A 24321-nucleotide genomic window follows, 5' to 3' on the forward strand; every position below is an offset into this window, starting at 1 on the left:
CATTCCAGTAACTCTTAATACTGGCCAGTAACTCTTAATAACTGGAGCTCGGAACTCTTATACTGGAGCGGGCGAAGGGATTCGAACCCTCGACCCCAACCTTGGCAAGGTTGTGCTCTACCCCTGAGCTACGCCCGCATTCCGTATAGGGACCGCCGTATGAACGGCTTGTGGGCGGATAATACGCAGAACTTTATGAATTGCAAGCCCCAATTTAAAATTAATTTTATTTGCGTGGTTTATGGCCGGGACGATATACAAAGGGCCGTTTTTTGCTGGCAAATGAAGGGATGATTCATGGCGACTCTTGACCCGAAGGTGATGCTGACCACCTCTGGGGAGGTGGAACAGAGAGAACAGAAACTGTTCGGTTTACTGGAACGTTTGGGAATCGAAACCGTCACTCACCGCCATCCGCCACTTCATACGGTGGAGGAAAGCCGCAGGTTGCGTGGTGATATTGAAGGGGGACACTGCAAGAGCCTGTTCCTTAAGGATAAAAAGGGCCAGCTGCTGTTGGTGGTCCTTATGGAGGACAGGCGGCTGGATATGAAAAAGCTGACCGCGTACGGGCTGTTGCCGACGGGGCGGCTGAGTTTTGCGCCACCGGAGCTGATGGAAGAAATTCTCGGGGTCACGCCGGGGTCGGTGACCCCGTTCAGCCTGATCAATGTGCCGTCGGAAATTCTGCAACAGGGCCGGCTGACGGTGGTGCTGGATCAGGCGATGATGGCCCATGAGAAACTGAACTATCATCCGCTGCATAATCAGGCCACAACAACCATCCGTACGGCGGATCTGGATAAATTTATTCGCCATTTCGGTCTTAGCCCGGTTATCATAGACTTTGACAATCTGTAAAACGCGCCTACATAAGAACAATGTGGAAAAAGACCCGCGCATGAACATGAAGGAACAGCAATGCAGGATATGAATTTTGCCGGCGCCACTCCGTCAGACACAGGCGATCTGATCAAGGATTCGACGATTTCCGGCTTCATGAAGGATGTGATTGAAACCTCCCAGCAGGTGCCGGTGCTTGTGGATTTCTGGGCTCCCTGGTGTGAGCCCTGCAAGGCGTTGACGCCGACGCTGGAACAAGTGGTGAAAGAAGCCAAAGGAGCGGTGCGGCTAGTGAAGATCAATATTGATGAGAATCAGCAGCTTGCCGCACAAATGCAGATCCGCTCGGTGCCCACGGTGGTGATGTTTTCCGGGGGACGGCCGGTGGATGCCTTTGCCGGCGCCCTGAATGCGGATCAGATTCGCCAGTTTATTGCCCGTTTTGTTGGCGAGGTAGGGCCGTCGCCCGAAGAACAGCTTTTGGAGCAGGCCGCGATGTTGAAGGAGCAAGGGGACCTTGAAAATGCGGGCGCATTATATTCCCAGCTTCTGCAGTCAGATCCCGAACATGCCGGCGCGATTGCCGGCCTCGCCAAGGTGCTGATTCAGATGGGAGATCTGGAAAATGCCCGGAATGTGCTGAGTTCCGCCCCGGCCGAACAGGAAAACAATGCGGAGATTCTGTCCGCCCGCCGGGAACTGGAAATGGCGGAACAGGCGGCTGAGCTAGGGGATGTGACGGAACTGGAAGCCAAACTGTTTGAAAATCCGGAAAACCATCAGGCGCGGTTTGATCTGGCGCTGGCTTTATGGGCGCAACAGCGGCGTGAAGAGGCCGGGGAGCAACTCCTGGAAATTATCCGTCGGGACCGTAGCTGGAACGAAGATGGCGCCCGTCAGCAGCTGGTGAAATTTTTTGAAATTGCGGGACCTGCGGATCCGTTTACCGTCAAGATGCGCCAGAAACTCTCAAGCCTGCTGTTTGCCTGAGATATTTGGTGAGATATTTGGTGAGATATTTGGCGCCGTTTCCGCCGGTCGGGGGCGCGCCCCGAGGAACCGCCCGCGCCCTTTGCCACCGGCAGGGATCTCAGGCGAAAGATTAAGGATCATAGAATGTTCGGTCTGGAAGAATTGCCAAAGGAAATCCCGGTGTTTCCGCTTGCGGGAGTTCTTCTACTGCCCAAAGGTCATTTGCCGCTTAATATTTTTGAACCCCGCTATTTGGAAATGGTGCGATATGCCCGCGAGGGCATGGGCGTGATCGGCATGATTCAGCCGCTCTCAGTTGACCAGGATGCCCGCCGGCAACCGCTTCCCGCTGATGTGCGCGGGGCAGGGGTAGACAATCCACCCCTGTATAAGGTGGGCTGTCTGGGTATGATTTCCGATTATGAAGAAACCCGCGACGGGCGGATTCTGATCATGTTGACGGGGCTGAGCCGCTATGACATTGTCGAAGAACTGCCCCGGCGCCATATGTTCCGGGAAATGCGGGTGGATTACCGGCGGTTCTGCCATGACTGCACCGCTCCTTACCGCTCGGGCGACCTGGATCGCAAGCGGTTGGTGGAAAACATAGAAAAATATTTGTCGCTGCGGGGGATTTGCGCGCGCTGGGAAAATTTTGAGCGGGTCGGGGATGAAGAACTGATCAACGCGCTGGCGATGGTGTGTCCGTTTGATGCTCCGGAAAAACAGGCTCTGCTTGAGGCTCCTACGCTTAAGGATCGGCTGGACCTGATGATCCGCCTGATGGAATTTAATCTCAACAGCACGACCGGTGATGGCGACCCGTATCTGCATTGATGAAAGCCTTGAGCCCGGTCGTAGGGAAGGACGAAAACATGACGGAAAACCAGAACAGTTCACAGGACAAGACGCAGGGACGGGATTATGGCAAGGTGGACCCGAAGCTGTTGGAGGTTCTGGCCTGTCCGCTGACCAAGGAATCCCTGGTATATGACCGGGAGAAGGGGGAATTGATCAGCCGCAAGGCGCGTCTGGCTTTTCCTATCCGGGACGGTATTCCCATTATGTTGATGGAAGAAGCGCGCGAGCTGACGGATGAGGAAGTGAAGGCGCTGTCCAGACGATAACAATTACAGTTTTTCCCCCCGCAGCAGTCGCGGCAGGTGGCCCACCGTGCCGCGGGCGTGGCGCATGAAGAATTTTTTCAGCGGCGGTATTTCATTGACCAGTCCCAACCCCACCTGCCGCGCCAGGCGCAGCGGCGCGATATCGTTGGAAAACAGGCGGGTCAGCCCATCGGTGATTACGGCGAGGGCGGCATTGTCAGTACGGCGCCAGCGGGCGTAACGCTCCAGAGTCAGGGGGGCTCCTGCATCTCCCCCCAGGCGTACCGTATCAATGATGACCTCCAGCAGCGCGGCAATATCCCTAAGCCCCAGATTAAACCCCTGTCCGGCGATGGGGTGAATGCCGTGGGCCGCATCCCCGACAAGACAGAATCGTTGCGCCGTATACTTGTCGGCAAGTTGCAGGCTTAAGGGATAACACCAGCGTTTGCCAAGCGAATGAACTTCGCCCAAGAAGGTGCCGAATTTTTTCCTGAGTTCCGCATCAAAGGCGGCCTGGGACAGGCCCATAATGGTTTCGGCCAGGTCGTCGGGTTCGGTCCAGACGATGGAGGAACGGTTGTGACGCAGGGGCAGGATGGCAAAGGGCCCACCGGGGAAAAAGCGTTCATGGGCGATGCCCCGATGGTCCTTTTCATGTTCGACCGTGGTGACAATGCCTTTTTGCCGGTAGTGCCAGGTGCGCACCCGGATGTTGTTGATTTCCCTGAGCGGAGAAGTGCGACCTTCCGCGGCCACGACAAGCGGGCTTTTCAGGGTTATGCCGCCTTCAAGGTCCACTTCCGCATGGCCCAGCGTGGTGCGCATCGCCGTGATTTTTTCGGGCATGTGCAGGGTAATGTTTTTGCTTTCGCGTACGGCTTCAAACAGACCCTGGCGGATGTGCCGCACCTCTACCATGAAGCCCAGCGGATCTTCCCCAAGGTCCTCATGGTCAAAATGCAGAAACAGCGGCGAATAGCCGTCGGTCACCCGGATTTCATTGATTGGCTGGGCGTCAAATCCGATTCGCTCCCACAATCCTAAGGTTTTCAGCATCAGATAAGGGGCGTAAGCGATGGCATAGGCCCGGCCGTCGAAATCTTCGTTCATGGTTGCGGTCAGGTCGATCTGGTCAAGCAGGGTGACGTGAAGTCCTTCCTGAGCCAGTCCCAGGGCCAAGGTCATGCCCGCAACGCCGCTGCCGGAAATTAGAATGTCTGTTTTCGTCATTTTTCCTGTCCTCTGCCCTCTGCTGACGGCTGGATCTTATGGTTTCTATTCTATAGGACGAGGGGCAGGTTGGGCAAAGCACATATTTTGATTAAAAAATAGTCATATTAAGATTATGCATAAAATATAGCCTATTTTGATGCCCCCCTATCCTGATGTTCAAATGGCATTATAGGAAATTTATCCAATAAAAACAAGAAATTGCATGGATTTTTCGAGTTTGGCACGAGTCTTGAAGTTTTTCGCCTGCGACGGACAGACAGGAGGAAAAGTCCATGAAATTCATTATTGCGATCATCAAGCCGTTCAAGCTGGAGGATGTGCGCGAGGCGCTCACCGGCATTGGCGTCGAGGGCATGACAGCCCATGAGGTCAAGGGATATGGCCGCCAGCAGGGCCATTCGGAAATCTATCGGGGGGCGGAATATGACGTGGTGTTTGTGCCCAAGGTGCGCCTTGAACTGGCGGTGAAGGAAGGCCTGGCCGAACAGGTCATGGAAACGGTCCGCCAGGCAGCCTATGGCGGACGCATTGGCGACGGCAAGATTTTCATGCTTGATCTGGAGCAGGCGATGCGGATCAGGACAGGTGAAATGGGCGAGGATGCTCTGTAGGAGAAAGAAAAATGAAGACGTTAAAACGTAGTATAGGTGTAGCTCTTGTCATGACATTGATGGCCGGGGGGACTTCGGCTCAGGCCGCAGTCAGCGAGGAAGTGGCTTATGTGTTCAATACGCTGCTGTTTCTGATCGGCGGTTTTCTGGTGATGTGGATGGCGGCCGGGTTCTGTATGCTGGAGGCCGGTCTGGTGCGTTCCAAAAATGTGGCCACCATGTGCATTAAGAATATCGGCCTGTTTTCCCTGGCGGGCATCATGTATTACCTTCTGGGCTATAATCTGATGTATGCGGGTGTGGCCGAGGGCACCGGGTTTATCGGCACCTTCGCCCTCTGGGGGCCGGGGGAGACAGTGGCCCAGGACGTTATCGACACCGCCGCGGGGTATGCATCGGCGTCTGATTGGTTTTTCCAGATGGTGTTTGTGGCTACGGCTGCCTCGATTGTCTCCGGCACTCTGGCCGAACGCATCAAGCTGTTTCCCTTTTTCGTTTTTGTGATGCTGCTGACCGGGCTGATCTATCCCATCCAGGGGTCCTGGGAATGGGGCGCGGGCTGGCTCGACGGTCTGGGCTTTAGCGATTTCGCCGGGTCCACGCTGGTGCATTCCACCGGGGGCTGGGCGGCGCTGACCGGGGCGATTGTGCTGGGGGCGCGCCGGGGAAAATATGGTCCTGGCGGGCGGGTCAATGCCATTCCGGGGTCATCCCTGCCGCTGGCGACTTTGGGCACGTTCATTCTGTGGCTGGGCTGGTTCGGCTTCAACGGGGCCTCGCAACTGGCGCTGGGCTCCGCCATGGATGCCGTGGCCATCGCGCAAATCTTTGCCAATACCAATATGGCCGCTGCCGGCGGCGTGGTGGCCGCCATTGCGGCGACCAAGATATTGTATAAGAAAGTGGACCTGACGATGGCGCTTAATGGCGCGCTGGCAGGTCTGGTGTCCATTACGGCCGAGCCCCTTGCCCCGAGTGTGGGCGCTGCCATTCTGATCGGGGGCGCGGGCGGTGTGCTGGTGGTGCTGGCTGTTCCCCTGCTGGACCGGCTGAAAATTGACGATGTGGTGGGAGCCATTCCGGTGCATCTGATCTGCGGGATCTGGGGCACGCTGGCGGTGCCGTTGAGTAATGCCGAGGTGAAGTTCCTGCCGCAGTTGATCGGTGTGGTGGCGATCGGGGCTTTTGTGTCAGCGTGCAGTTTGGTGATCTGGATGGCGCTGAAAGCCACGGTGGGCCTTCGCATGCATGAGGAAGACGAAGACAAGGGCGGTGACCTTGCGGAGCTGGGCATGGAAGCCTATCCTGAATTCGGTCATGGATCCCAGAAACTCTAACAAAAACGGCGGCCTGTCTTCCTTGCCGAGGGGCAGGCCGTCGGGTTTGGTGTGAATTTGATCTTGTCTCGGAGGGATGGCAAAAGTAAAGTGGCGCAAATGTTAACCTTGCGCCGCTTACGGCGTTTTTTCAAGGATTCGCCCGTGCTGAACACCCGGTTTGACGATCTGCCAGAGTATCCGTTTCCCCGCCTGCGGGCGCTGCTCGGGGGACTTGCAGCGAAAGACCCGGAAGGGTTGAACATGTCCGTGGGCGAACCCCAGCATGCCGTGCCGGAATTTGTCGCCGAAATATTGCATCGGGAGCGGGCGTCATATAACCGCTACCCGCCGGTGGCCGGGACACCGGAGTGGCAGGCCGCCATGTGTGGCTGGTTTTGCCGGCGGTATAACATGGCGGACGATATTCTTGGCCCGGATCATGTGCTGCCATTGCCGGGCAGCCGTGAAGGACTGTTTTCTATTGGTCAGGTGGTGCTACCGCGTCAGAAGCACGGCCACCGCCCGGCGGTCCTCATGCCAAACCCGTTTTACCAGCCTTATGCCGCTGCCGCGCTCAGCGCCGGGGCCGAACCGGTTTATGTCACCGGCACTCGGGCGCAAAATTTTCTGCCGGAATATGAGAAACTGCCGAAGGCCCTGCTCCGGCGGGTGGGGCTGGCGTTTTTGTGCAGTCCTGCCAATCCGCAAGGCAGTGTGGCGGACCTGGCTTATCTGAAACGCCAGATTTTGCTGGCTCGCCGATATGATTATGTGCTGGTAGGGGATGAATGTTATTCGGAAATTTACGATCAGGTGCCGCCGCCGGGCATTCTGGAAGCCTGTCTGGCGCTTGTGAAGGATGGGAAGGCGGAGGCGGCGGATCCTTTCCGGAACGTACTTTGTTTCAATTCCCTGTCCAAACGGTCTAATCTGGCCGGGCTGCGTTCTGCCGTTGTGGCGGGGGATCCGCAAATCATCCGGGCTTTTGCGCGGCTGCGCAGTTATGGCGGCACGCCGTTGCCGTTGCCGGTGTTGGCGGCGTCTGCTGCCGCCTGGGCCGATGAGGGGCATGTGCAAAAAAACCGTGACCTGTACCGGCAGAAATTTGACCTGGCGGAAAAATACCTGGCCGGGCGATTTGATTTTGCCCGGCCGCAAGGCGGGTTCTGCCTGTGGCTGAATGTGGGGGATGGTGAGGCCGCCACCCGGCGGTTATGGAGCGAGGCGGGGATCAAGGTGTTGCCCGGTGCGTATCTGGCGCGGGAGGGAGAAGACGGGACAAATCCGGCCCTGTCTTATATTCGCCTCGTTCTTGTGCATGATAACGATCGCCTGGAAGCGGCGCTTGAGAAGATTGCCGCAATTCTATAATAAATAGTTTTGCAAGAGATACGGGAATTTTTAAGGATTGCAGAGAAAGAATTTACTCTTTTGAAGTATGCTCCGGGGATATGTGTTGCGGATAGGCCCGGAAAAACGGACGAAATAGGACGAAGATTTGGCAAGCAGAAGGAAAAACATCAAAAAATCGGCACGAAAGTCCCTGTTGCCGGAAGCGGTGAGCGAATTCCTGAAAAAAAGCCTGATCCGCCTGTGGGGCAGTCTGCTGGTGTTGTTTGGTCTGGCGGCTTACGCGGCATTTATCAGTTATGATATTCATGATCCGAGCTGGAATAACGAAGTAAGCGGACCGGCAGGCAACTGGCTGGGACGGCCGGGATCTCATGCTGCCGACCTGTTGATCCAGACGCTGGGCCTTGGAGCGGTAATTCTGATTTTGCCGGTTCTGACCTGGGGATGGCGGGTGATCAGCCTCAAGGGATTGCCGTATATCTTCCGTCACCTTCTGGTGCTGCCGGTGGCGGTGCTTCTGGCTTCCCTGGCCCTTGCGCTGCTGCCTACCTTCAGCAGCTGGCCGCTGAAGACGGGACTGGGGGGCATATTGGGCGACATTCTGCGGGATTATCTCATGTCGCTGGTGGCGTTGAGCGGTTTTGATGTTTATCCCGTCATCTATGCCCTGGTCGTCCTGTTTTTCATGGGGTTCAGCCTGCTTTTTGTGTTGGGGCTCGACAGGGAAGAATGGCAGGAGATGGGACGTTTTCTGGTCCGGTCCGTGTTGTGGTTGCTGCGTTATATGGGGCGGGGAATACGCGGTCTGATCGCGCTGATCCGCCGGCCGTCAGTCGCCTCGTCTGCCCCGGCGGAAAGTGGCGGTAGAAAGGCCAAAACCCGTAAGGAACCGGCTTTGAACAAGGGGGAAGAGCCCACCCCCCAGAAATCCATTCCGGTGGTGGATGTGCCCAGTGCTACCCCCGCCCCCAGCAAGCGTGAGCAGGCGGAACGGCAACCCATGCTGGATATTCTGCAGTCCGGTGAATTTGTTCTGCCGGCACTCAGCCTTTTGAACAAACCCAAACCGCTGGACAAACAGGACCGGCTGACCAAAGAGGCCCTGGAACAGAATGCCCGGATGCTGGAATCCGTGCTGGATGACTTCGGTATTCAGGGCGAGATTACTAAAGTGCGCCCCGGCCCAGTGGTGACGCTTTATGAACTGGAGCCGGCGCCGGGCACCAAATCGTCGCGGGTGATTAATCTGGCGGATGACATTGCCCGCAGCATGAGCGCCGTTTCCGCCCGGGTGGCGGTGATTCCGGGCAAAAATGCCATCGGCATCGAGCTGCCCAACAGCAAACGGGAAATCGTGGCCCTTCGGGAATTGTTATCCAGCCCCGCCTATGAGGACAGCCGGGCCAAACTGCCGCTGACCTTGGGTAAGGATATCGGCGGGGCACCGGTGATAGCGGATCTTGCAAGCATGCCGCATCTTCTGGTGGCCGGTACCACGGGGTCGGGCAAATCTGTGGCCATCAATGTGATGATTTTGTCGCTGCTGTACAAACTGACGCCAGAGCAGTGCCGCCTGATCATGGTGGATCCGAAAATGCTGGAATTGTCGGTTTATGACAATATCCCGCATCTGCTCACGCCGGTGGTGACGGATCCGAAAAAGGCGGTCGTGGCGCTTAAATGGGCGGTCCAGGAAATGGACAAGCGTTACCAGAATATGGCGAAACTGCAGGTGCGCAATATCGGCGCCTATAATCAGCGCCTGGAACAGGCCCGCAAGAAAGGGGAAAAAATTGTCCGCAAGGTGCAGACCGGTTTTGACCCGGAAACCGGGCAACCGGTTTACGAGGAAGAGGAATTGGATCTTACGCCGTTGCCCATGATTGTGGTGATTGTGGATGAAATGGCGGATCTGATGCTGGTGGCGGGCAAGGATATCGAAGTGCTGATCCAGCGCCTGGCCCAGAAGGCCCGGGCGTCGGGCATTCATCTGATCATGGCGACCCAGCGCCCGTCAGTGGATGTGATTACCGGCACCATCAAGGCCAATTTTCCGACCCGCATCAGCTTTCAGGTGACCTCCAAGATCGACAGCCGCACCATTCTTGGTGAACAGGGGGCCGAACAGCTGTTGGGGATGGGGGATATGCTGTATATGGCCGGGGGCGGGCGTATTACCCGCGTGCACGGTCCCTTTGTCAGTGACGAGGAAGTGGAGCAGGTCTGTGAAGAGCTGAAAAAACAGGGGTGGCCCGATTATCTGGAAGATATTACCGAAGAACCGGATGACGGGTATGACAACACCTTCCTGCAGCATGCCCTGGGTGATGGTAATGGCGGCAAGGCCGGGGGCAGCGGTGATGACCTGTATGACCAGGCGGTGGCCATTGTGGCCCGGGACCGCAAGGCGTCCACCAGCTATATCCAGCGCCAGTTACAGATCGGCTATAATCGCGCGGCCAATCTGATCGACCGGATGGAGCGCGAAGGCGTGGTTTCCCCCGCCAACCATGTGGGCAAACGCGAGGTGCTGATCCAGGATCACAGCGGCCGGGATGAGGCGCCGTTCTGACGGATGGGGCAGATAGCTTGTTGCCAACCTCGTTCCCGATGGATGTTCATGACAGGTTCAGTGTCGTCATGCCAGGCTGGGAAGGCGAAACAAGAGACAGGATGAAAACGTAATGAACAGAACAACAGACCGGTCAGGACGCAGCAGGCACCCTGGAATTACTGTTTCAGGGCGCAATATTCTCCGCTCAGGTCTGGCGGTGAGATGTTTTGTGCTGCTGGGGGTTCTTGTTCTGGCCGCCCCAGTGCAGGCTGTCGAGCGCGCCGCCCAAACGAAAACGCCCCAGGCCGTAGTGATGCCAGCGCCGCGTTTGGTCAGTGGGCAAGAACGGCAAAAGATCATCGCCCGTCTTGAAGAGCGACTAAATGACATTCAGAGCCTGAAAGCCCGATTCTTGCAGCGGGGGCCGGATGGTAAGGTGGTTGAGGGCGATATTTATCTGGAACGGCCGGGGAAACTTCGGTTTGATTACGGGGACAGCCAGCCGTTTCTGATCGTTAGCAATGGCGATATGCTGAGTTTTGTTGATTATGAAGTGGATCAGGTGACCCGTTGGCCTATTGGCAAGACTCCGCTGGGCCTTCTGGTGGAAAAGGAGATCAGCCTGACGGAGCGGGTGGAAATTCCGGAAATTATGCGCTTTGCCGGCTTGCTCAAGGTGCCGGTGATTGACCCGGCGCGGGAGGATCAGGGGTTTATCACGCTGATTTTTGAAGAAAGCACTTTGGAGCTCAGGGCCTGGGAAGTGACCGATGCGCAGGGGTATCTGACCCGCGTCTCCCTGGTCAATCCCGAATATAATGTGGCCATTGATGATGACCGTTTCACCTATCGTGATCCTCGTCCGCTGCGCAAGCGACCGTTGCAGGGCCCCCGCCGGTAGTGGGCCGTTAGCGGGAATGTCACGGCGGGCGGACCGCCACTCGTTAATAGAACTTATCCGGTCTATGGAACTTATTATAAACCGCTATTTCGTGCATCGGCATGTCATTGTGAGTTCAGCAAACAATAAATTGTACATGCCGCCTATTGAAAAACAGGAATTATTAATTATCTCTAATATGTAAGCCGCGTGGACACTATGATCTACCCTTCCTCAGGTCATTTTGTCCGCGGTTTACCTGCAAGAGGTTTCCCCTCCCCCTCCCTCTTGCAACGCATAGCGTAAAACTGCCCGGCCAGACCTCCTGGCCGGGATTTTTATTTCCCACACTTGTATAAAACCGTCAGGGGCGTTAGACCTAATCCGGGTTAAGAGAGTATGACAAGGACAGCATTCATGGATGATATCAATCCGGAAGATTATCCAACCCTGGTTCAGGTGGGCCGTTTTGCCCGGCTGATTGCCGGCATAAGCTGGTTTCGCAATATTGGTGAGCCGCTCAGCAATGACGTTCGGGAGCTGGCCCGGGCCTATGGGGATGCGTTGGGATTTCCGGGGGCGGATGTGGCCCAGATTTACGATTGGGATGAAGCCGCCGCCACGCTGGAGACTCATGACCTGAACAGTCCCGCTTGGGAGGCGGAGGAACAACTGCTCAGCGCTCTGCATCACCAGGCGCTTGATATTCTGGATCCGCAGATGCTGGAGGTGGCGCTCACTCATGTGAACAGCCAGGCGTCCGACGCCATTACTGAACGGGTGATGAGCGCGGCGGATCTTTGGGGAATCGAAGACGAAGAATTACTGCGCGCCAGTATCGGCACCGCTATTCACGCCTGTTATCAGGCAGCGCTGGTGGTCGCGGCCGGAGAAAGCGAGGATCATCCCTTTGCCTTGAAATTCCGGCTTTTTGAAAAGGGTTGGTGGCCGCTTGGCATTGTTGGGAATACGTTGAACATTTTCTGAGAATATTTTCTGAGATTGCTCAGTTAAGCCTTGGGAAGGAAATTTTATGCCTGCTCTCAGACTTGCGACCTGGAACATTAATTCCATTCGTATCAGATTGCCGCTTGTGGATCAATTTATCGCTCATGCCCAACCGGACATCCTGTGTCTTCAGGAAACCAAGGTGCGCGATGAACAGTTCCCGGTCAGCTTCTTTACCGAACGGGGATATCATCATTATGCCCTGGCGGGGCAGAAAGGATATCACGGGGTGGCGACATTTTCGCGCCTGCCTCTTGACAACCAGACCCGAATTGATTGGTGCGGCAGGGGGGACGCCCGACATGTGGAAGTCCGGCTGCTTGATGGTGTGATGCTGCATAATTTTTATGTGCCGGCTGGCGGCGATGAACCGGACCCGGCTGTGAATGACAAATTCGCCCACAAGCTCGACTTCCTGGATGAAATGACGAGCTGGTCAAAGGAGCTGCCGCGCAAGGGGCGGCACATTCTGGTGGGCGATCTGAACGTTGCCCCCTTGGAGACAGATGTCTGGTCTCACAAGCAGCTTCTGAAAGTGGTTAGTCATACGCCGGTGGAGGTGGAAAAGATAAAACGGCTTCAGGACAGCCACGGCTGGGTTGATGCCATGCGGCATTTTGTGCCGGAAGAGCAAAGGCTGTATACGTGGTGGTCCTATCGCGCCCGGGATTGGAAAGTCTCAAACCGGGGCCGACGGCTGGACCATGTCTGGGTCAGCCCGGTGCTCAGAGAAGGTCTGGCGGCCATGCAAGTAGTGGAAGAGGCACGCGGCTGGGAAAAACCTTCCGATCATGCACCGGTGCTTGTGGATATTTCACTCTAAATATAGTTTTTTTAGTATTTCCTGGGCATAATGATATTAGAAGAATAAAATATACATAATCTATCTTTTGAAAAATATCCGATGGGGTAGAATGACGCGGCTGACAGAACTGAAATATGCGATGGTCGAGGACGTTCCGCTTGAACGGCTACGGGAGGATCACCCCGTCCGGTATTTTGCCGAATACTGGCAGGAGCGGCGGGGGACTGAAAAAGCTCCCAGACGCGCACTTTTTTCCCCGGCTCATATGCCTCAACTTCTGCCTTTTCTGGTGGTACTTGAATATGTGGAACGGGGACAGGGCCCTGATTTTTTGGCCCGGCTGGAAGGGGAGTATGTTGTCAGTATCTCCCGAATGAACTCTATGGGGCGTTATCTGAGCGATTTTATGAGTCCGGCACAGTTTGATCAGCGTTGCGCCGAGTTTTTGCGTTTGAAAAATAGGCCGTCCCCCATCATTCAGAAAGTTTCCTTTCATAACGAATTTGAAGACCGGTTAGCGGGATATCGTGGTGTTTTCCCGTTTCTGGTGGAGGATGGCCAGGTGGGGCAATTGTTTATCGTGGTGGCGGCCGAGGATATTGAGGTGAGACCTTTTGCAGGCTAGAGTGAATGGTGAAGAGGTTGGCTCAATTCTGTTGGCGGATTGTGGCCCGCCTCACGCGGAAGACGGCGCCGGGCGATGCGGGGCATCGGGCCAGGCGTCTGACCCAGGAGTCTGACAAAGTGAGCGGCCCCAAGCCGCCACCCCGAAGGGCCGGGCCGATCTGGTCCAGTTCCGGCGGGGTTTGGCTTGGCCGTACCGTCAGTATGGCCTGCGCCAAACCCCTGGCTCCTGAACCAGACCTGACCGGCAGAATGGGTCAACCTCTTCACAATTCACTCTAGGCCTTATCCGGGGGAGTATATTCCGCCTTATTCCCCATAATCCCGTTCCGAAACTGTCCCATATGTTCTGAAAAATGTCCCGGATGGTGCGCCAGGGTGCCGGATGTTGTGGCGGGCTGGAAAATGGGGAAAATGGTGCCCGGGGGCGGATTTGAACCACCGACACGCGGATTTTCAGTCCGCTGCTCTACCCCTGAGCTACCCGGGCACGGGTCACATCTGTATTCTTCAAGGTAGGCCGCTGCGTTATAGGAAAAAAGCAGGAGCCTGTCCAGTCCCGAAAATAAAAAAAAATCATTTTTTCGGAGCTTTCAGGAGTGTCCCCGCAACAGCGTTCTTCGCAGTGGCAAACGGGCCTGATTCTTCCCCCTGTTCTTCCTCATGCCTGCAATTGAGTCAACCTATTCACAATTCACTCTATGGGGCCGGCCGTTAGGCTCTGTCAGGTTTCTTCATCAGCGGGTGACGGGTTGTCCGGTGCTTCTTCGGTGGGGATGGCATATGCCCCCTTGAGCCATCGGCCCAGATCCACATCGGCGCAGCGCGCCGAACAGAACGGGCGATATTTTTCCACCACCGGATTGTCACAGACGGGACAGCGGGCCTTGCTTTTTGGGCCATGTTGGGGGACTTGAGCAGACATGATCATTCCTTCTCCAGCGTAAGCGGGCTGCCGCTTCGTCGGGTGAACTCCTGGAGGAGATGTTGGTGGCGACCGAGCCAGTCCAAGGCGGCGGCGGAGCCTTTGAGGTGGAGTTCGAGGCCAGGCCGGTGGCGGGCGTCCTGCTCCGCTCGCCTCAGCAGGGTGAGGGCCTCCGTTTCCGGCGAGGGCAACACCTGACGGGGAGCCGCCATTTGCGCCGTCAGCGGCCGATAGGTGGCCTTGCGGGTGAGCTCCATGAGCCCGAAGGCGGAAATGTTGCTGCGCTGGACCTGTTGCGGATCCTTGAGAATCAGGCTGTCCACAATCTTCAGAAGCGTGGTTACATCTCCCTTGCCGGACATGTTGATGAAATCCACCACCACAAGCCCGCCAATGCCGCGCAGCCGCAACTGGCGGAAAATTTCCCGCGCGGCCTGTTTGTTGACCTCAAGGATCTGGCGGTCCTTGTCCGTGCTGAAGGCCGCTTCGCCCATATTCACATCAATAACGGTCAGGGCTTCCGTTTCCTCGATCGTGATCCAGGCTCCGCCCGGCAGCGGTATTTTTTTGTCAAAAAGCTGTTCCAGCTCCTCTTCCACGCCATATTGGCTAAACAGCGCTTCGTCGCCCTGGTGCAACCGCAGGCGCCCGGTCAGGTCCGGGGCAAATTCCGCTGTCCAGGCCTGGGCCTTTTTCAGTGCTGCGGGATGGTCAAAGACCACTTCCTCCAATGTGGGCGAGCCATAATCGCGGAGGATTTGTAATACCGGGTCGGGCCCTTGACTGAGCAGACAGGGGGCATGATGTTTTTCTGCTGTGACACGACGCCAGTGGTCAAGCAGATTCTGTACCGTCCGGGCGAGCTGTTTTTCGGGTATGTTTTCCGCCTCGGTGCGAAAGGTGATGCCCATGCCGCCCAGGTCGAGACTGTTGCCGAACGCCTTCAGAGCGGTTCGTCGTTCCGGATCCTTGATGCGGCTGGACACAAAGGCGCCGGCCCTTAGGGGGTGCAGCACCACACTTGAGGCACGAACTTCGAGCCGGCCGGTGAGTTTAAGCAGTTTGTCCTCGCGCGCATCCTGGGTGACCTGGACCATGATTTCCTGCCCTTCCTGAAGCAGGGTCGTCAGGTCCTTCGGTTTCTTGCCTGGGATCTTGGGCAGCAGGTCCAGGGGCAAAAATCCCATAAGACCGCCCCCAACACGGGAATCGAGTTCCACAAAGGCCGCCTGCATTTCCCGGTTCAGGCGGCGGACTCGGCCCAGATAAATGCCGCCCACATAAGACGGCGCGCTGTCGCGGAACAGTCGGATCTCCACAGGCTGATCCTGTTCCAGAAGCGCAAAACGGGTTTCGCCGATGGCGCTATTGACCAGAATTCGACGGTTCATGCGGCTCCCTCCTTGCGGGATTGTGTCAAATTTGCCTTTTGTTCGTCAAAAACCGGATAACCGTTGCCTTCCAGAAGGTTAACGGTTTCAAACAGGGGCAGCCCCACCACGTTGCTGTACGATCCGTTTAAGGATTTGACAAACCGTGCGGCCAGGCCCTGAATGGCATAGGCTCCGGCCTTATCATGCCATTCCCCTGACTTCAGATACAATTCCAGCTCCTGCTCGCTGAGGCGTTTGAAGATCACCGCAGTTTCGACGATCCGGCAGCGTTCGCGCCCTTCCGGTGTGATCAGGCACAGGCCGGTATACACTCTGTGGCGTCTGCCGGACAGGAGAGACAGGAAACGGCGGGCTTCGTCTTCTGTGGAGGCTTTGCCCAGAATCCTTCGGCCGCAGGCGACCACTGTATCAGAGGCCAGGATAAACGCTTTTTCCCCATTCAGGAGACCAGCGGCCGCGCGGGCTTTGGCCTGGGCAAGGCGTTCGGCCATATGTCGGGGCGATTCGCCTGGTTCAGGGCTTTCATCAATATCAGTAGGAATGATGCGGTCCGGTGTCAGAGCGACCTGTTGCAGAAGATCCCGACGACGCGGTGATGCCGAAGCCAAGATAAAAGGCACCGTATGCTGTTGTGTGCAGGTCATGAAAGAATGGTCGCCGGTCATCTCGAACCCAAAAAGTACGTCATGCCGGGATCGGGACCGTGGCGTTATTTAAAACGATACGTGATGCGGCCTTTGGTCAGGTCATAGGGGGTCATTTCGACCAGGACCTCATCACCAGCCAGAACGCGAATCCGGTTCTTGCGCATTTTCCCGGCGGTGTGCGCCAGAACTTCATGATCGTTTTCGAGTTTTACCCGGAACATGGCATTGGGCAGCAGTTCCGTGACGGTTCCTCTTAACTCGAGCAGGTCTTCTTTCGCCATCAGGGCTCCTAACGTTAGATTTTACAATGAGTCAGACATGCAGTCCTGTTCATGTCCGATTACATCGTACACAGTGCAAAAAATATTCATCATGTGGAAAAAAGCAACTGTTTTATTGAGATTTGGGGACAAAACCCCTCAAAAAAGACGGTTTGGTGTTCGCTAGAGTGAATTGTGATGAGGTTGCCCCATTCTGTCGGTCAGGGCTGGTAAGGAATGGCGGCGGATAAAGACCGCAAAGGCGCTTATAATCCGGGTGAAGGGGCGGCTTCGAAACGGGTCAGAATTTTGTCTTTCAACCGATCCCGCAAGTCACGATAGGCGGTCAGAATGGTCTCCCGGCTGCCACTTACAAGAGAAGGGTCCAATGTCGGCCAGTATTCCACCTCACAGGCCATGGTCCGGGTCCAGTCCAGGGCTTTGTGGTGAGACTCGGGGCTTAGGGTGACAATCAGATCGAAACTGCTGTCTTCCAGATCCTCAAGGGTTTTGGGCGTATGCTCCTCGATGCTGAGGCCGATTTCCTCCATCACCGCCGCCGCAAAGGGATTTGCGGTTTCGCTTTCCGGCCGGATGCCGGCACTTTCCACGAAATACCGATGGCCGAAATAATGCCGGGTCAGCGCCGCAGCCATGGGCGAGCGGATGGCGTTAAAATTACACATAAACAGGATGCTGCCGATTTCGTCCGGCCTGAGGGCGGGGGTGAGGGCGGGGTTGTCCTGCAGAAAGGGCATGTCCGGCGGAACCTGTTTGGGCGGCGTGACCATTTTTGCGTTACCGGATTTGCAACACGCAGATCAGGGTAAACAGGCGTCGCGCGGTATCAAAATCCACTTCGACCTTGTCCGCCAGGCGTTCCATCAACAGTTCGGACCCCTGATTATGGATGCCCCGCCGGCCCATGTCGATGGCTTCAATTTGGCGGGGGCTGGCGCTTTTGATGGCGTTGTAGTAGCTGTCGCAGATCAGAAAATATTCCTTGATAATACGTTTAAAGGCGGTCAGCGGTACAGTGAAACTGTGCAGCGGTTTGTCCTCGGTATCGTTAATGTCCAGCGCCAGACGGTTGTCTTCCATGCGCAGCACCACATGATATGGGCCTTCATAGCCGCCCACCAGGTCGGAACGGGGAATGAAAAGATTGTCTTCCAGCAGATCAAAAATGGCCACACGCCGTTCATGTTCAACATCCGCATTACGCCGGATGATGGATTTTTCGTCCAGCGTAATATGGGCGATTCTGTGAGTGTCTACGGCCTGTTCACGATTTTGTTCGCTCATTTTTTATCCTGAAAGTCACTCACCTCTGAATTAATTGTGTGGATTTATCGATGGCCCTGAACGCGTTCGGGGCGGTGCGTCATTCATTCCTCTTGCGTACCCTTCAGCCGGATGCCGATGGATCTTTCGTGAGCCTCAAGGCCTTCTTCCCGCGCCAGGGTCATGGCGGCCGGACCGATCCGGGCCAAGCTCCCGGCACTGCATTCTATCATGGTATTTCTTTTCATGAAGTTAAGGGCGCTCAGACCGGACGCAAAACGCGCCGTCCGGTCGGTGGGCAGTACATGGTTGGGGCCTGCCACATAATCACCAATGGCTTCCGGTGTGTACCGGCCCAGGAAAATAGAGCCTGCATGAGAGATCTTCTCTGCCATATCCCGTGCGCTGTCCACCGCCAGTTCAAGATGTTCCGGGGCCAGACGGTCAACAAGCGTCGGCGCCTCTTTCATCAGATCCCGGACCAGCAGGACAACCCCGTGATTGTCCCAACTTTTGCGGGCAATATTGGCGCGGGGCAGGGTGGCCAGATGGTCTTCCACCGCCATACAGGTGGCTTCTGCAAAGGCTTCGTCGTCGGTGATGAGAATGCTCTGGGCCACTTCATCATGTTCGGCCTGACTGAGCAGGTCCATGGCAATCCAGCGGGGATCGTTGCGGTTGTCGGCAACCACAAGGATTTCGGACGGGCCGGCAATCATGTCGATGCCCACCTGACCGAACACTTCCCGTTTGGCGGCTGCCACATAGGCATTGCCGGGTCCGGTGATCACGTCCACTGGCGGAATGGTTTCGGTGCCAAAAGCCAGCGCCCCGATGGCCTGGGCGCCGCCGATCCGGTAGATTTCAGTAATCCCGGCCAGTTCCGCCGCCACCAGAACCAGCGGGTTGAGATAACCGTCAGGGGCCGGCACCGCCATGACGAGCCTTTCAACTCCCGCGGCTCTGGCAGGGATGGCGTTCATCAACACGGAAGAAGGGTAGACCGCTTTCCCGCCCGGAACATAGATTCCGGCGGCTTGAACGGGCCGCCAGCGGGTGCCCAATGTGACTCCCGCCTCGTCCGTGTAGCTGTCATTCTTTGGCAAGTGACGTTTATGAAAGGTTTCGATACGTTGGGCGGCCAGTTTCAGAGCCTCATAGGTTTCCGCAGTTACCCCCTTCCGGGCGACCTTGATTTCCGCCGCGCTGATCCGCATGCTCTCCGGCGTCAGGCGGAGCCGGTCAAAGCGCGCTGTATAGTCGATCACGGCGGCATCACCGCGGCTGCGGACGTCCTTCAGAATAGTTCGTACGGTATCGGCAACATCTTCTTCCACAGACCGCCGGGCGCTGAGCAGCGCGGCGAAGTCCTGTTCGAAACCGACGCGGTATGTTTTAAGCTTTTTGACCATTGAGGCTCTCGCTGACTTTTTTCAGGATTTCGCTGATCTCGTCATTGCGGGTTTTGAAGGCCGTGCGGTTGACGATAAATCGGCTGGTAATGTCCATGATTTTTTCCACTTCCACCAGCCCGTTGGCCTTGAGAGTGGCGCCGGTGCTGACCAGGTCCACAATACGCCGGCACAGGCCGAGACTCGGGGCCAGTTCCATGGCGCCGTTAAGTTTAATGCATTCCGCCTGCACCCCGCGGCGGGCAAAATGTTTGCGGGTCAGGTTGGGATATTTGGTGGCGACGCGAATATGGCTCCAGCGGCTGGGATCGTCGGTTTTGCTGAGTGCGCTCAATTCCGCCACCGACAAGCGGCAATGGCCGATGTTCAGGTCCAGAGGGGCGTAGATTTCCGGATAGTCAAATTCCAGCAGCACGTCATTGCCGGCCACCCCGATCTGGGCGGCGCCGAAGGCCACAAAGGTGGCCACATCAAAACTGCGAACCCGGATAATTTTCAGATGCGGATGATTGGTCGCAAAAGTCAGCTTTCTGGACTTGGGGTCGTCGAAATCGGGTTCGGGGATAATGCCCGCTCCATGGATAATGGGCATTACCTCTTTGAGAATACGGCCCTTGGGCAGGGCGAGGATCATCTGTTCCGGACTGGACACCGGTGTTTCTCCTGAAAAAACGCTTTTTTTTGTATTGTGTTCAGAGTCTGCCCACTATTACGCAATTGCGGGACAATTTGCCAGAAAAGATTCCACCTTACCCCGAAGGAGCTCTTTTCTGCTCTTACAGGCATACAGGGCGGTCCGGTAGGCCGGCTCAGTCCCTGAGCTCTTCGAGAATTTTGTGTTTGGGGTGACATTTGGCCGGCCAAGGGTCGCCAATGTCCTGCATCCGAGCATTGATCAGTTCCGCTTCAAGACGGATCACTTCATCGCCGGCAAAAATCAGGTCGATAAAACAGTTACCCTGATCGCCTGCTGTAGCCTCGATAGCCAAAAGCTCCAGGACATGGGATTTCAGTTTTTGCGGCATGTTCTGGGTCGAAACTCTCAGCACATCCTCAAAATGCAACGCCGTGCGGATGCGGGCGCAGGCCTCATCATCCTTGCGGATCGGCTGGCCGGTTTTCTCGCAGGTATTTTCCCAGATATAGCGATTCAGCATGATAACAAAACGCCGCGCCTGGGGCTGATAGGCGATATCCTCAATGACCGTGACAGCATCCTGCAGATAGGCAGAAAGGATCAACAGGTCTTCTTTGTCTTCGGCTTTGAGTTTGAGCGGTTTGAACATGGCGATCCCCTGTACCATCCATTTTGTTTGTTCTAGAGTGAATTGTGAATAGGTTGGCTCAATTCACTCTAAGTATAGCTGACCTGCGTCGTTGCGTCAGCCTTTTGCCACAATTTTTCCGCTGCGGGTGCGGTGGTTTTACGATCTGTGTCGGTGCGTTCAGGCCGGTTCCGTTTCCCGGCGGATCTGTGCCCCGCAGGCGCCAAGCTTGAGTTCCAGTCCCTCATACCCCCGGTCAAGATGATAGATACGGTTAATGGTCGTTTCCCCCTCAGCGGCAAGGCCCGCCAACACCAGCGACATGGAGGCCCTAAGGTCGGTGGCCATCACCGGTGCGCCCAACAGCTTTTTCACGCCGCGTACTGTGGCGGTGCTGCCGTGAATGGTGATGTCGGCGCCCATCCGACTGAGTTCCGGCACGTGCATGAAACGGTTTTCAAAAATGGTTTCGGTGATGACCGAGGCTCCTTCGCACAGCGTCATCATCGCCATGATCTGGGCCTGCATGTCGGTGGGAAAACCGGGATAGGGCTGGGTCACCACATTGATGCCGTGAATGCGGCCGTGGGCCAGGCGGCAAACCACGCCATTGCCGGTTTCCCGAAAGCCGATCCCGGCATCTTTCAGCACATCCAGGCTGCCGGTCATTACGATCCGGAGATTGTGGCCCACAAGTTCGATTTCTCCTCGGGTCATGGCGGCGGCCACGGCATAGCTGGCGGCTTCGATCCGGTCAGGCATTACCGCATGTTCTGCCCCATGCAGGCGCTCCACGCCTTCGACAATGATCATTTCTGTGCCAATGCCGGAAATCCGCGCCCCCATTTTATTGAGACAATGGGCAAGATCGGCGATTTCCGGCTCGCGTGCGGCGTTTTCAATGATGGTTGTCCCTTCGGCCAGGGTTGCGGCCATCAGAATATTTTCGGTGGCCCCCACCGAGACCATCGGGAAATGCACGGTTCCGCCTTTGAGGCGTCCCCCCGGCGCGCGGGCCCGAACATACCCTTCCTGAAGGTCGATTTCCGCGCCCAGTTCTTGAAACCCTTTCAGATGCAGGTCGATCGGACGGTTGCCGATGGCGCACCCGCCGGGCAGGGAAACGGTGGCTTCTCCCTCTCGGGCGAGCAGGGGGCCGAGGACCAGGATGCTGGCGCGCATTCTGCGCACAATGTCATAGGGGGCGGTGGTGCTGGTGATATCCTGGGCAGTAAGGCTTAAGGTCTCACCGCCATTCAGCGGCGTGCCGGCCTTTTCACAGGTTAGCCTTGTGCCATGCTGTTGTAAAAGTTCGGACAGGGTACGGATGTCGGCAAGATGTGGCAGACGGCTCAGCGTCAGGGTCTCCCGGGTCAACAGGGCGGCGCACATCAGCGGCAAAGCGGCGTTTTTCGCGCCGCTGATCGGGATTTGTCCTTCGAGACGGTGGCCGCCTTGCAGTACCAGTCGATCCATATGATTTTCCTGACTTTAACAGTTCGGGGTCTAGAGTTTGGGCAGCGTGACGCCGGTCTGTCCCATATATTTGCCATCCCGCATCCTGTAGGAAACCTCGCAGGGCTCGTTGCCTTGCAGGAACAGGAACTGGCACGCACCTTCATTGGCGTAGACCTTGGCGGGCAGGGGGGTGGTGTTGGAAAACTCCAGCGTCACATGGCCTTCCCAGCCCGGCTCCAGTGGTGTGACATTGACGATAATGCCGCAGCGCGCATAGGTGGATTTACCCAGACAAATGACCAGCACGTCTTCGGGAATCCGGAAATACTCCACGGTGCGGGCCAGCGCAAAACTGTTGGGTGGAATGATGCAAACATCGCCCGGCCGGTCGACGAAACTTTTTTGTGAGAAGTCCTTGGGGTCGACGATGGCGGAATCCACATTGGTGAAGATTTTGAATTCATTGGAGACCCGGGCGTCATAGCCGTAGGAGGACAGACCGTAGGAAATGACGCCTTCGCGGTTCTGCCGGTCCACAAACGGGTCGATCATGCCGTCATTCAGTGCTTTTTCCCGGATCCATTTATCGGACATGATGGCCATAGGGGCGTATTCCTTCAATTGTTTAAGAAAATTGTGCAAAAAGGTCTTTTTTCTTATCCCAGTTTGTCCCCCAGGACAAGTCAGCTTTGTGTGTCGGTGGGGCCGGATTTTTTGCCGGGGGGCGTTGTCTTGTGATCTTGGGCTTTGCGACTTTGGGCCTTGCGGCGTTTCAGATTGGCCCTGAGCGCCTCGGCGAGCCGGTCCTGTTTTTCCTGACGGGTGCTTTTCTTGTTGTTGCTCATGGGGACGGTTTTCGGTTTTTGTTTCTATTCTGGTTCGTTTCCTTTATTCTTTTTATTGTTATTGCCGTTCAATTGCGGCAGGAGCAGGGCCAAAAGCCCGGCACCATTCCCTTATTAACGGCCGGGCAAAATTTTCGCAAATATTTCCATAATTAGGTCTTGCGCGGCGGGGCAAGCTATGGCATGTTCCGCGCCATTCCGGCAAGAGTCGTGGCCCGCAAGAGTCGTGGTAATGTTTTTGCCGGATCCATCTTTCGGGCCGCTGTAGCTCAGTGGTAGAGCGCACCCTTGGTAAGGGTGAGGCCGAGAGTTCAATTCTCTCCAGCGGCACCATCTATCCCCCTCAAATCATTGGGTTTTCACGGCTTTCCCTTGTGATTGGTACACAAAACTGGTACACAATGGGGGTGAGCGTCCTAATCCTCTGACAGGGCCAGTTCAATCAGGTTTTCCAGTGCCCGCCGGCCGGTTTCGTTGATGTGACGGCGTCCCAGCATGTCGTTGATCCGCATTTGCAGTTCTTCTGCGCTTAAGTCTTTGAGATCGGCAAGCCTTTCGATGCCGATCATGTCCAGATACCTCACCATTGTTGGTCCAATGGAGGAGGCTTTCATCATCTTGTGCCGTTCCTCATCAGGGATCATGGGTCAACCTATGCACAATGCACTCTAGCGTCTGGCGCAAAACGCCCCAACAATTTTACAGAAGATTGGAGTAGGGGGAAAGAAAAATGGCAGAGAGGAAGGGATTCGAACCCTCGAGGGCTTGCGCCCAACACGCGTTCCAGGCGTGCGCCTTAAACCACTCGGCCACCTCTCTGCACGAACTGTATAGGGGATATATAAAATCTTGCTTTGGATCGCAAGGGGCAACCTGCAAAAAATCGTCATTTTTTTCCGCCGTGATGCCCTCTCAATGCCCTATAATGGACATAAATGCCGGGATACTTGGAAAAGTGTCACCCCGGAAGGAGGGGAAAATGCTGCTCGGCAGGATTATCGGATTTGTCATGATCGCTTGTGCGCTTCTGGTGGCCGGCGCGGATCTGTTACGCCTTTTTGAAGCACGGAACTTTTCCCCGCTGTCGCTGGAGGAGATATGGGGAGCGATCAGCCCCACGGGGCCTGCGGCTCTTAGGGAAGCAGTCATTGCCGGCCGCTTTCCCGGTCTGTGGGATGATGTGATCCGGCCGGTTCTGGCCCTGCCTGGGGCGATTCTGTTGTTTGCCCTGGGTGGCCTCCTGCTTTATCTGAACCGGAAACGTCATCTGAGCTGAAATAACAGAAGAGCACTCCTGGGCGGGGGAGTGTTCGCCAGTACATCAAAACCAGTACATCAAAATATGGGAGAAAGAGGCGACCCAGGGACAGTTCGGCCTGCAAGAAAAGCTTGACAAGTCCGGTGAGTTTAACGATAAGACCACTTTCATGATTGAGACATTTTTTCAGGAACCTGCCTTGTCCTGGTAATCAGAGGCAGGGTCCGGTTAACCCCCGGCAACGGGATGAGTAAAGTTAGGA

28 protein-coding genes and 4 tRNA genes are annotated in these 24321 nt (G+C 56.1%); 14 read left to right on the forward strand and 18 right to left on the reverse strand.

Going from position 1 to position 24321, the window contains the following annotated elements:
• Window positions 1-63: 63 nt before the first annotated feature.
• Window positions 64-138: transfer RNA gene (locus FE788_RS01595), tRNA-Gly, on the reverse strand.
• A 159-nt stretch (window positions 139-297) separates the two neighbouring features.
• Here FE788_RS01595 and FE788_RS01600 point away from each other — a divergent pair.
• The 4 genes from FE788_RS01600 (at window position 298) to FE788_RS01615 (ending at window position 2942) form a co-directional block, all read left to right on the forward strand.
• The gene (locus FE788_RS01600; protein WP_210414086.1) at window positions 298-861 is read left to right on the forward strand and encodes a prolyl-tRNA synthetase associated domain-containing protein; all 564 of its coding nucleotides are present in this window, start codon (window positions 298-300) and stop codon (window positions 859-861) included.
• Between the two features lie 60 nt (window positions 862-921).
• Entirely contained in the window at window positions 922-1833 is a 912-nt protein-coding gene (trxA, locus tag FE788_RS01605; protein WP_138378996.1) for a thioredoxin, read from the forward strand.
• 126 nt (window positions 1834-1959) lie between these two features.
• Window positions 1960-2652, forward strand: coding sequence for an LON peptidase substrate-binding domain-containing protein (locus tag FE788_RS01610; RefSeq protein WP_138378997.1), 693 nt, complete (start codon window positions 1960-1962; stop codon window positions 2650-2652).
• A 38-nt stretch (window positions 2653-2690) separates the two neighbouring features.
• Window positions 2691-2942, forward strand: a complete 252-nt coding sequence (locus FE788_RS01615; protein WP_138378998.1) for a Trm112 family protein — start codon at window positions 2691-2693, stop codon at window positions 2940-2942.
• 3 nt (window positions 2943-2945) lie between these two features.
• Here FE788_RS01615 and FE788_RS01620 read toward each other — a convergent pair whose 3' ends face one another.
• Window positions 2946-4154, reverse strand: a complete 1209-nt coding sequence (locus FE788_RS01620) for a UbiH/UbiF/VisC/COQ6 family ubiquinone biosynthesis hydroxylase (protein WP_138378999.1) — start codon at window positions 4152-4154, stop codon at window positions 2946-2948.
• 275 nt (window positions 4155-4429) lie between these two features.
• Here FE788_RS01620 and FE788_RS01625 point away from each other — a divergent pair, with 275 nt between their 5' ends.
• From FE788_RS01625 to FE788_RS01660, 8 genes are all read left to right on the forward strand, one after another.
• Window positions 4430-4768 (forward strand): P-II family nitrogen regulator, encoded by a 339-nt coding sequence (locus tag FE788_RS01625; RefSeq protein WP_138379000.1) that lies wholly within the window; start codon window positions 4430-4432, stop codon window positions 4766-4768.
• Between the two features lie 11 nt (window positions 4769-4779).
• Window positions 4780-6105, forward strand: coding sequence for an ammonium transporter family protein (locus FE788_RS01630; RefSeq protein WP_138379001.1), 1326 nt, complete (start codon window positions 4780-4782; stop codon window positions 6103-6105).
• Window positions 6106-6204: 99 nt separating this feature from the next.
• Window positions 6205-7458: an aminotransferase class I/II-fold pyridoxal phosphate-dependent enzyme gene (locus tag FE788_RS01635; RefSeq protein WP_138381247.1), complete on the forward strand. Its 1254-nt coding sequence runs from the start codon at window positions 6205-6207 to the stop codon at window positions 7456-7458.
• A 127-nt stretch (window positions 7459-7585) separates the two neighbouring features.
• Window positions 7586-10012, forward strand: coding sequence for an FtsK/SpoIIIE family DNA translocase (locus FE788_RS01640; protein WP_210414088.1), 2427 nt, complete (start codon window positions 7586-7588; stop codon window positions 10010-10012).
• A 112-nt stretch (window positions 10013-10124) separates the two neighbouring features.
• On the forward strand, window positions 10125-10895 hold the full coding sequence (locus tag FE788_RS01645) for a LolA family protein (protein ID WP_138379002.1): 771 nt from the start codon (window positions 10125-10127) through the stop codon (window positions 10893-10895).
• 396 nt (window positions 10896-11291) lie between these two features.
• Complete coding sequence (locus FE788_RS01650) at window positions 11292-11861, forward strand: hypothetical protein (RefSeq protein ID WP_138379003.1); 570 nt, start codon at window positions 11292-11294, stop codon at window positions 11859-11861.
• Between the two features lie 46 nt (window positions 11862-11907).
• A complete protein-coding gene (gene xth / locus FE788_RS01655; RefSeq protein WP_138379004.1) occupies window positions 11908-12705 on the forward strand; it encodes an exodeoxyribonuclease III in 798 nt (265 codons plus the stop codon).
• A gap of 91 nt (window positions 12706-12796) precedes the next feature.
• Window positions 12797-13312, forward strand: a complete 516-nt coding sequence (locus tag FE788_RS01660; RefSeq protein ID WP_138379005.1) for a PAS domain-containing protein — start codon at window positions 12797-12799, stop codon at window positions 13310-13312.
• A 22-nt stretch (window positions 13313-13334) separates the two neighbouring features.
• On the opposite strand, the gene FE788_RS01665 is transcribed toward FE788_RS01660, so the two are convergent.
• The 14 genes from FE788_RS01665 to FE788_RS13985 all read right to left on the reverse strand — a co-directional run bounded on the left by FE788_RS01665 (window position 13335) and on the right by FE788_RS13985 (window position 22801).
• Entirely contained in the window at window positions 13335-13529 is a 195-nt protein-coding gene (locus FE788_RS01665) for a hypothetical protein (RefSeq protein ID WP_138379006.1), read from the reverse strand.
• Between the two features lie 197 nt (window positions 13530-13726).
• Window positions 13727-13801 (reverse strand) — tRNA-Phe (locus FE788_RS01670).
• Between the two features lie 234 nt (window positions 13802-14035).
• Window positions 14036-14236, reverse strand: coding sequence for a DNA gyrase inhibitor YacG (locus tag FE788_RS01675; RefSeq protein WP_138379007.1), 201 nt, complete (start codon window positions 14234-14236; stop codon window positions 14036-14038).
• A 2-nt stretch (window positions 14237-14238) separates the two neighbouring features.
• Window positions 14239-15627, reverse strand: a complete 1389-nt coding sequence (locus FE788_RS01680) for a ribonuclease E/G (protein ID WP_138379008.1) — start codon at window positions 15625-15627, stop codon at window positions 14239-14241.
• Window positions 15624-16274: a Maf family protein gene (locus FE788_RS01685; RefSeq protein ID WP_138379009.1), complete on the reverse strand. Its 651-nt coding sequence runs from the start codon at window positions 16272-16274 to the stop codon at window positions 15624-15626. Before FE788_RS01685 ends, FE788_RS01680 begins: the two co-directional genes overlap by 4 nt.
• 65 nt (window positions 16275-16339) lie before the next feature.
• On the reverse strand, window positions 16340-16558 hold the full coding sequence (infA, locus tag FE788_RS01690) for a translation initiation factor IF-1 (protein WP_138379010.1): 219 nt from the start codon (window positions 16556-16558) through the stop codon (window positions 16340-16342).
• Between the two features lie 245 nt (window positions 16559-16803).
• A complete protein-coding gene (locus FE788_RS01695) occupies window positions 16804-17295 on the reverse strand; it encodes an arsenate reductase ArsC (RefSeq protein WP_138379011.1) in 492 nt (163 codons plus the stop codon).
• Window positions 17296-17335: 40 nt separating this feature from the next.
• Entirely contained in the window at window positions 17336-17842 is a 507-nt protein-coding gene (locus tag FE788_RS01700; RefSeq protein ID WP_138379012.1) for a UPF0262 family protein, read from the reverse strand.
• Between the two features lie 83 nt (window positions 17843-17925).
• Entirely contained in the window at window positions 17926-19233 is a 1308-nt protein-coding gene (hisD, locus tag FE788_RS01705; protein ID WP_138379013.1) for a histidinol dehydrogenase, read from the reverse strand.
• Window positions 19217-19867: an ATP phosphoribosyltransferase gene (hisG, locus tag FE788_RS01710; protein WP_138381249.1), complete on the reverse strand. Its 651-nt coding sequence runs from the start codon at window positions 19865-19867 to the stop codon at window positions 19217-19219. Before hisG ends, hisD begins: the two co-directional genes overlap by 17 nt.
• A gap of 175 nt (window positions 19868-20042) precedes the next feature.
• Window positions 20043-20537, reverse strand: coding sequence for a DUF2948 family protein (locus tag FE788_RS01715; RefSeq protein ID WP_138379014.1), 495 nt, complete (start codon window positions 20535-20537; stop codon window positions 20043-20045).
• A 141-nt stretch (window positions 20538-20678) separates the two neighbouring features.
• On the reverse strand, window positions 20679-21974 hold the full coding sequence (gene murA, locus FE788_RS01720; RefSeq protein ID WP_138379015.1) for a UDP-N-acetylglucosamine 1-carboxyvinyltransferase: 1296 nt from the start codon (window positions 21972-21974) through the stop codon (window positions 20679-20681).
• Between the two features lie 30 nt (window positions 21975-22004).
• A complete protein-coding gene (dcd, locus tag FE788_RS01725) occupies window positions 22005-22559 on the reverse strand; it encodes a dCTP deaminase (RefSeq protein ID WP_138379016.1) in 555 nt (184 codons plus the stop codon).
• An 80-nt stretch (window positions 22560-22639) separates the two neighbouring features.
• On the reverse strand, window positions 22640-22801 hold the full coding sequence (locus tag FE788_RS13985) for a hypothetical protein (RefSeq protein WP_168190217.1): 162 nt from the start codon (window positions 22799-22801) through the stop codon (window positions 22640-22642).
• A gap of 258 nt (window positions 22802-23059) precedes the next feature.
• Here FE788_RS13985 and FE788_RS01730 point away from each other — a divergent pair.
• Window positions 23060-23134, forward strand: a tRNA-Thr gene (locus tag FE788_RS01730).
• A gap of 83 nt (window positions 23135-23217) precedes the next feature.
• Here the strand turns inward: FE788_RS01730 and FE788_RS01735 are convergent.
• Both FE788_RS01735 and FE788_RS01740 read right to left on the reverse strand, forming a co-directional pair.
• Window positions 23218-23418, reverse strand: a complete 201-nt coding sequence (locus tag FE788_RS01735) for a hypothetical protein (RefSeq protein ID WP_210414089.1) — start codon at window positions 23416-23418, stop codon at window positions 23218-23220.
• 114 nt (window positions 23419-23532) lie between these two features.
• Window positions 23533-23620: transfer RNA gene (locus FE788_RS01740), tRNA-Ser, on the reverse strand.
• Window positions 23621-23780: 160 nt separating this feature from the next.
• Between FE788_RS01740 and FE788_RS01745 the strand changes: the two genes are divergently transcribed.
• On the forward strand, window positions 23781-24077 hold the full coding sequence (locus tag FE788_RS01745; protein WP_138379018.1) for a hypothetical protein: 297 nt from the start codon (window positions 23781-23783) through the stop codon (window positions 24075-24077).
• Window positions 24078-24321 lie beyond the last annotated feature (244 nt).

It is taken from the genome of Luteithermobacter gelatinilyticus (genome assembly GCF_005849285.1).
Classification (GTDB): domain Bacteria; phylum Pseudomonadota; class Alphaproteobacteria; order Sphingomonadales; family Emcibacteraceae; genus Luteithermobacter; species Luteithermobacter gelatinilyticus.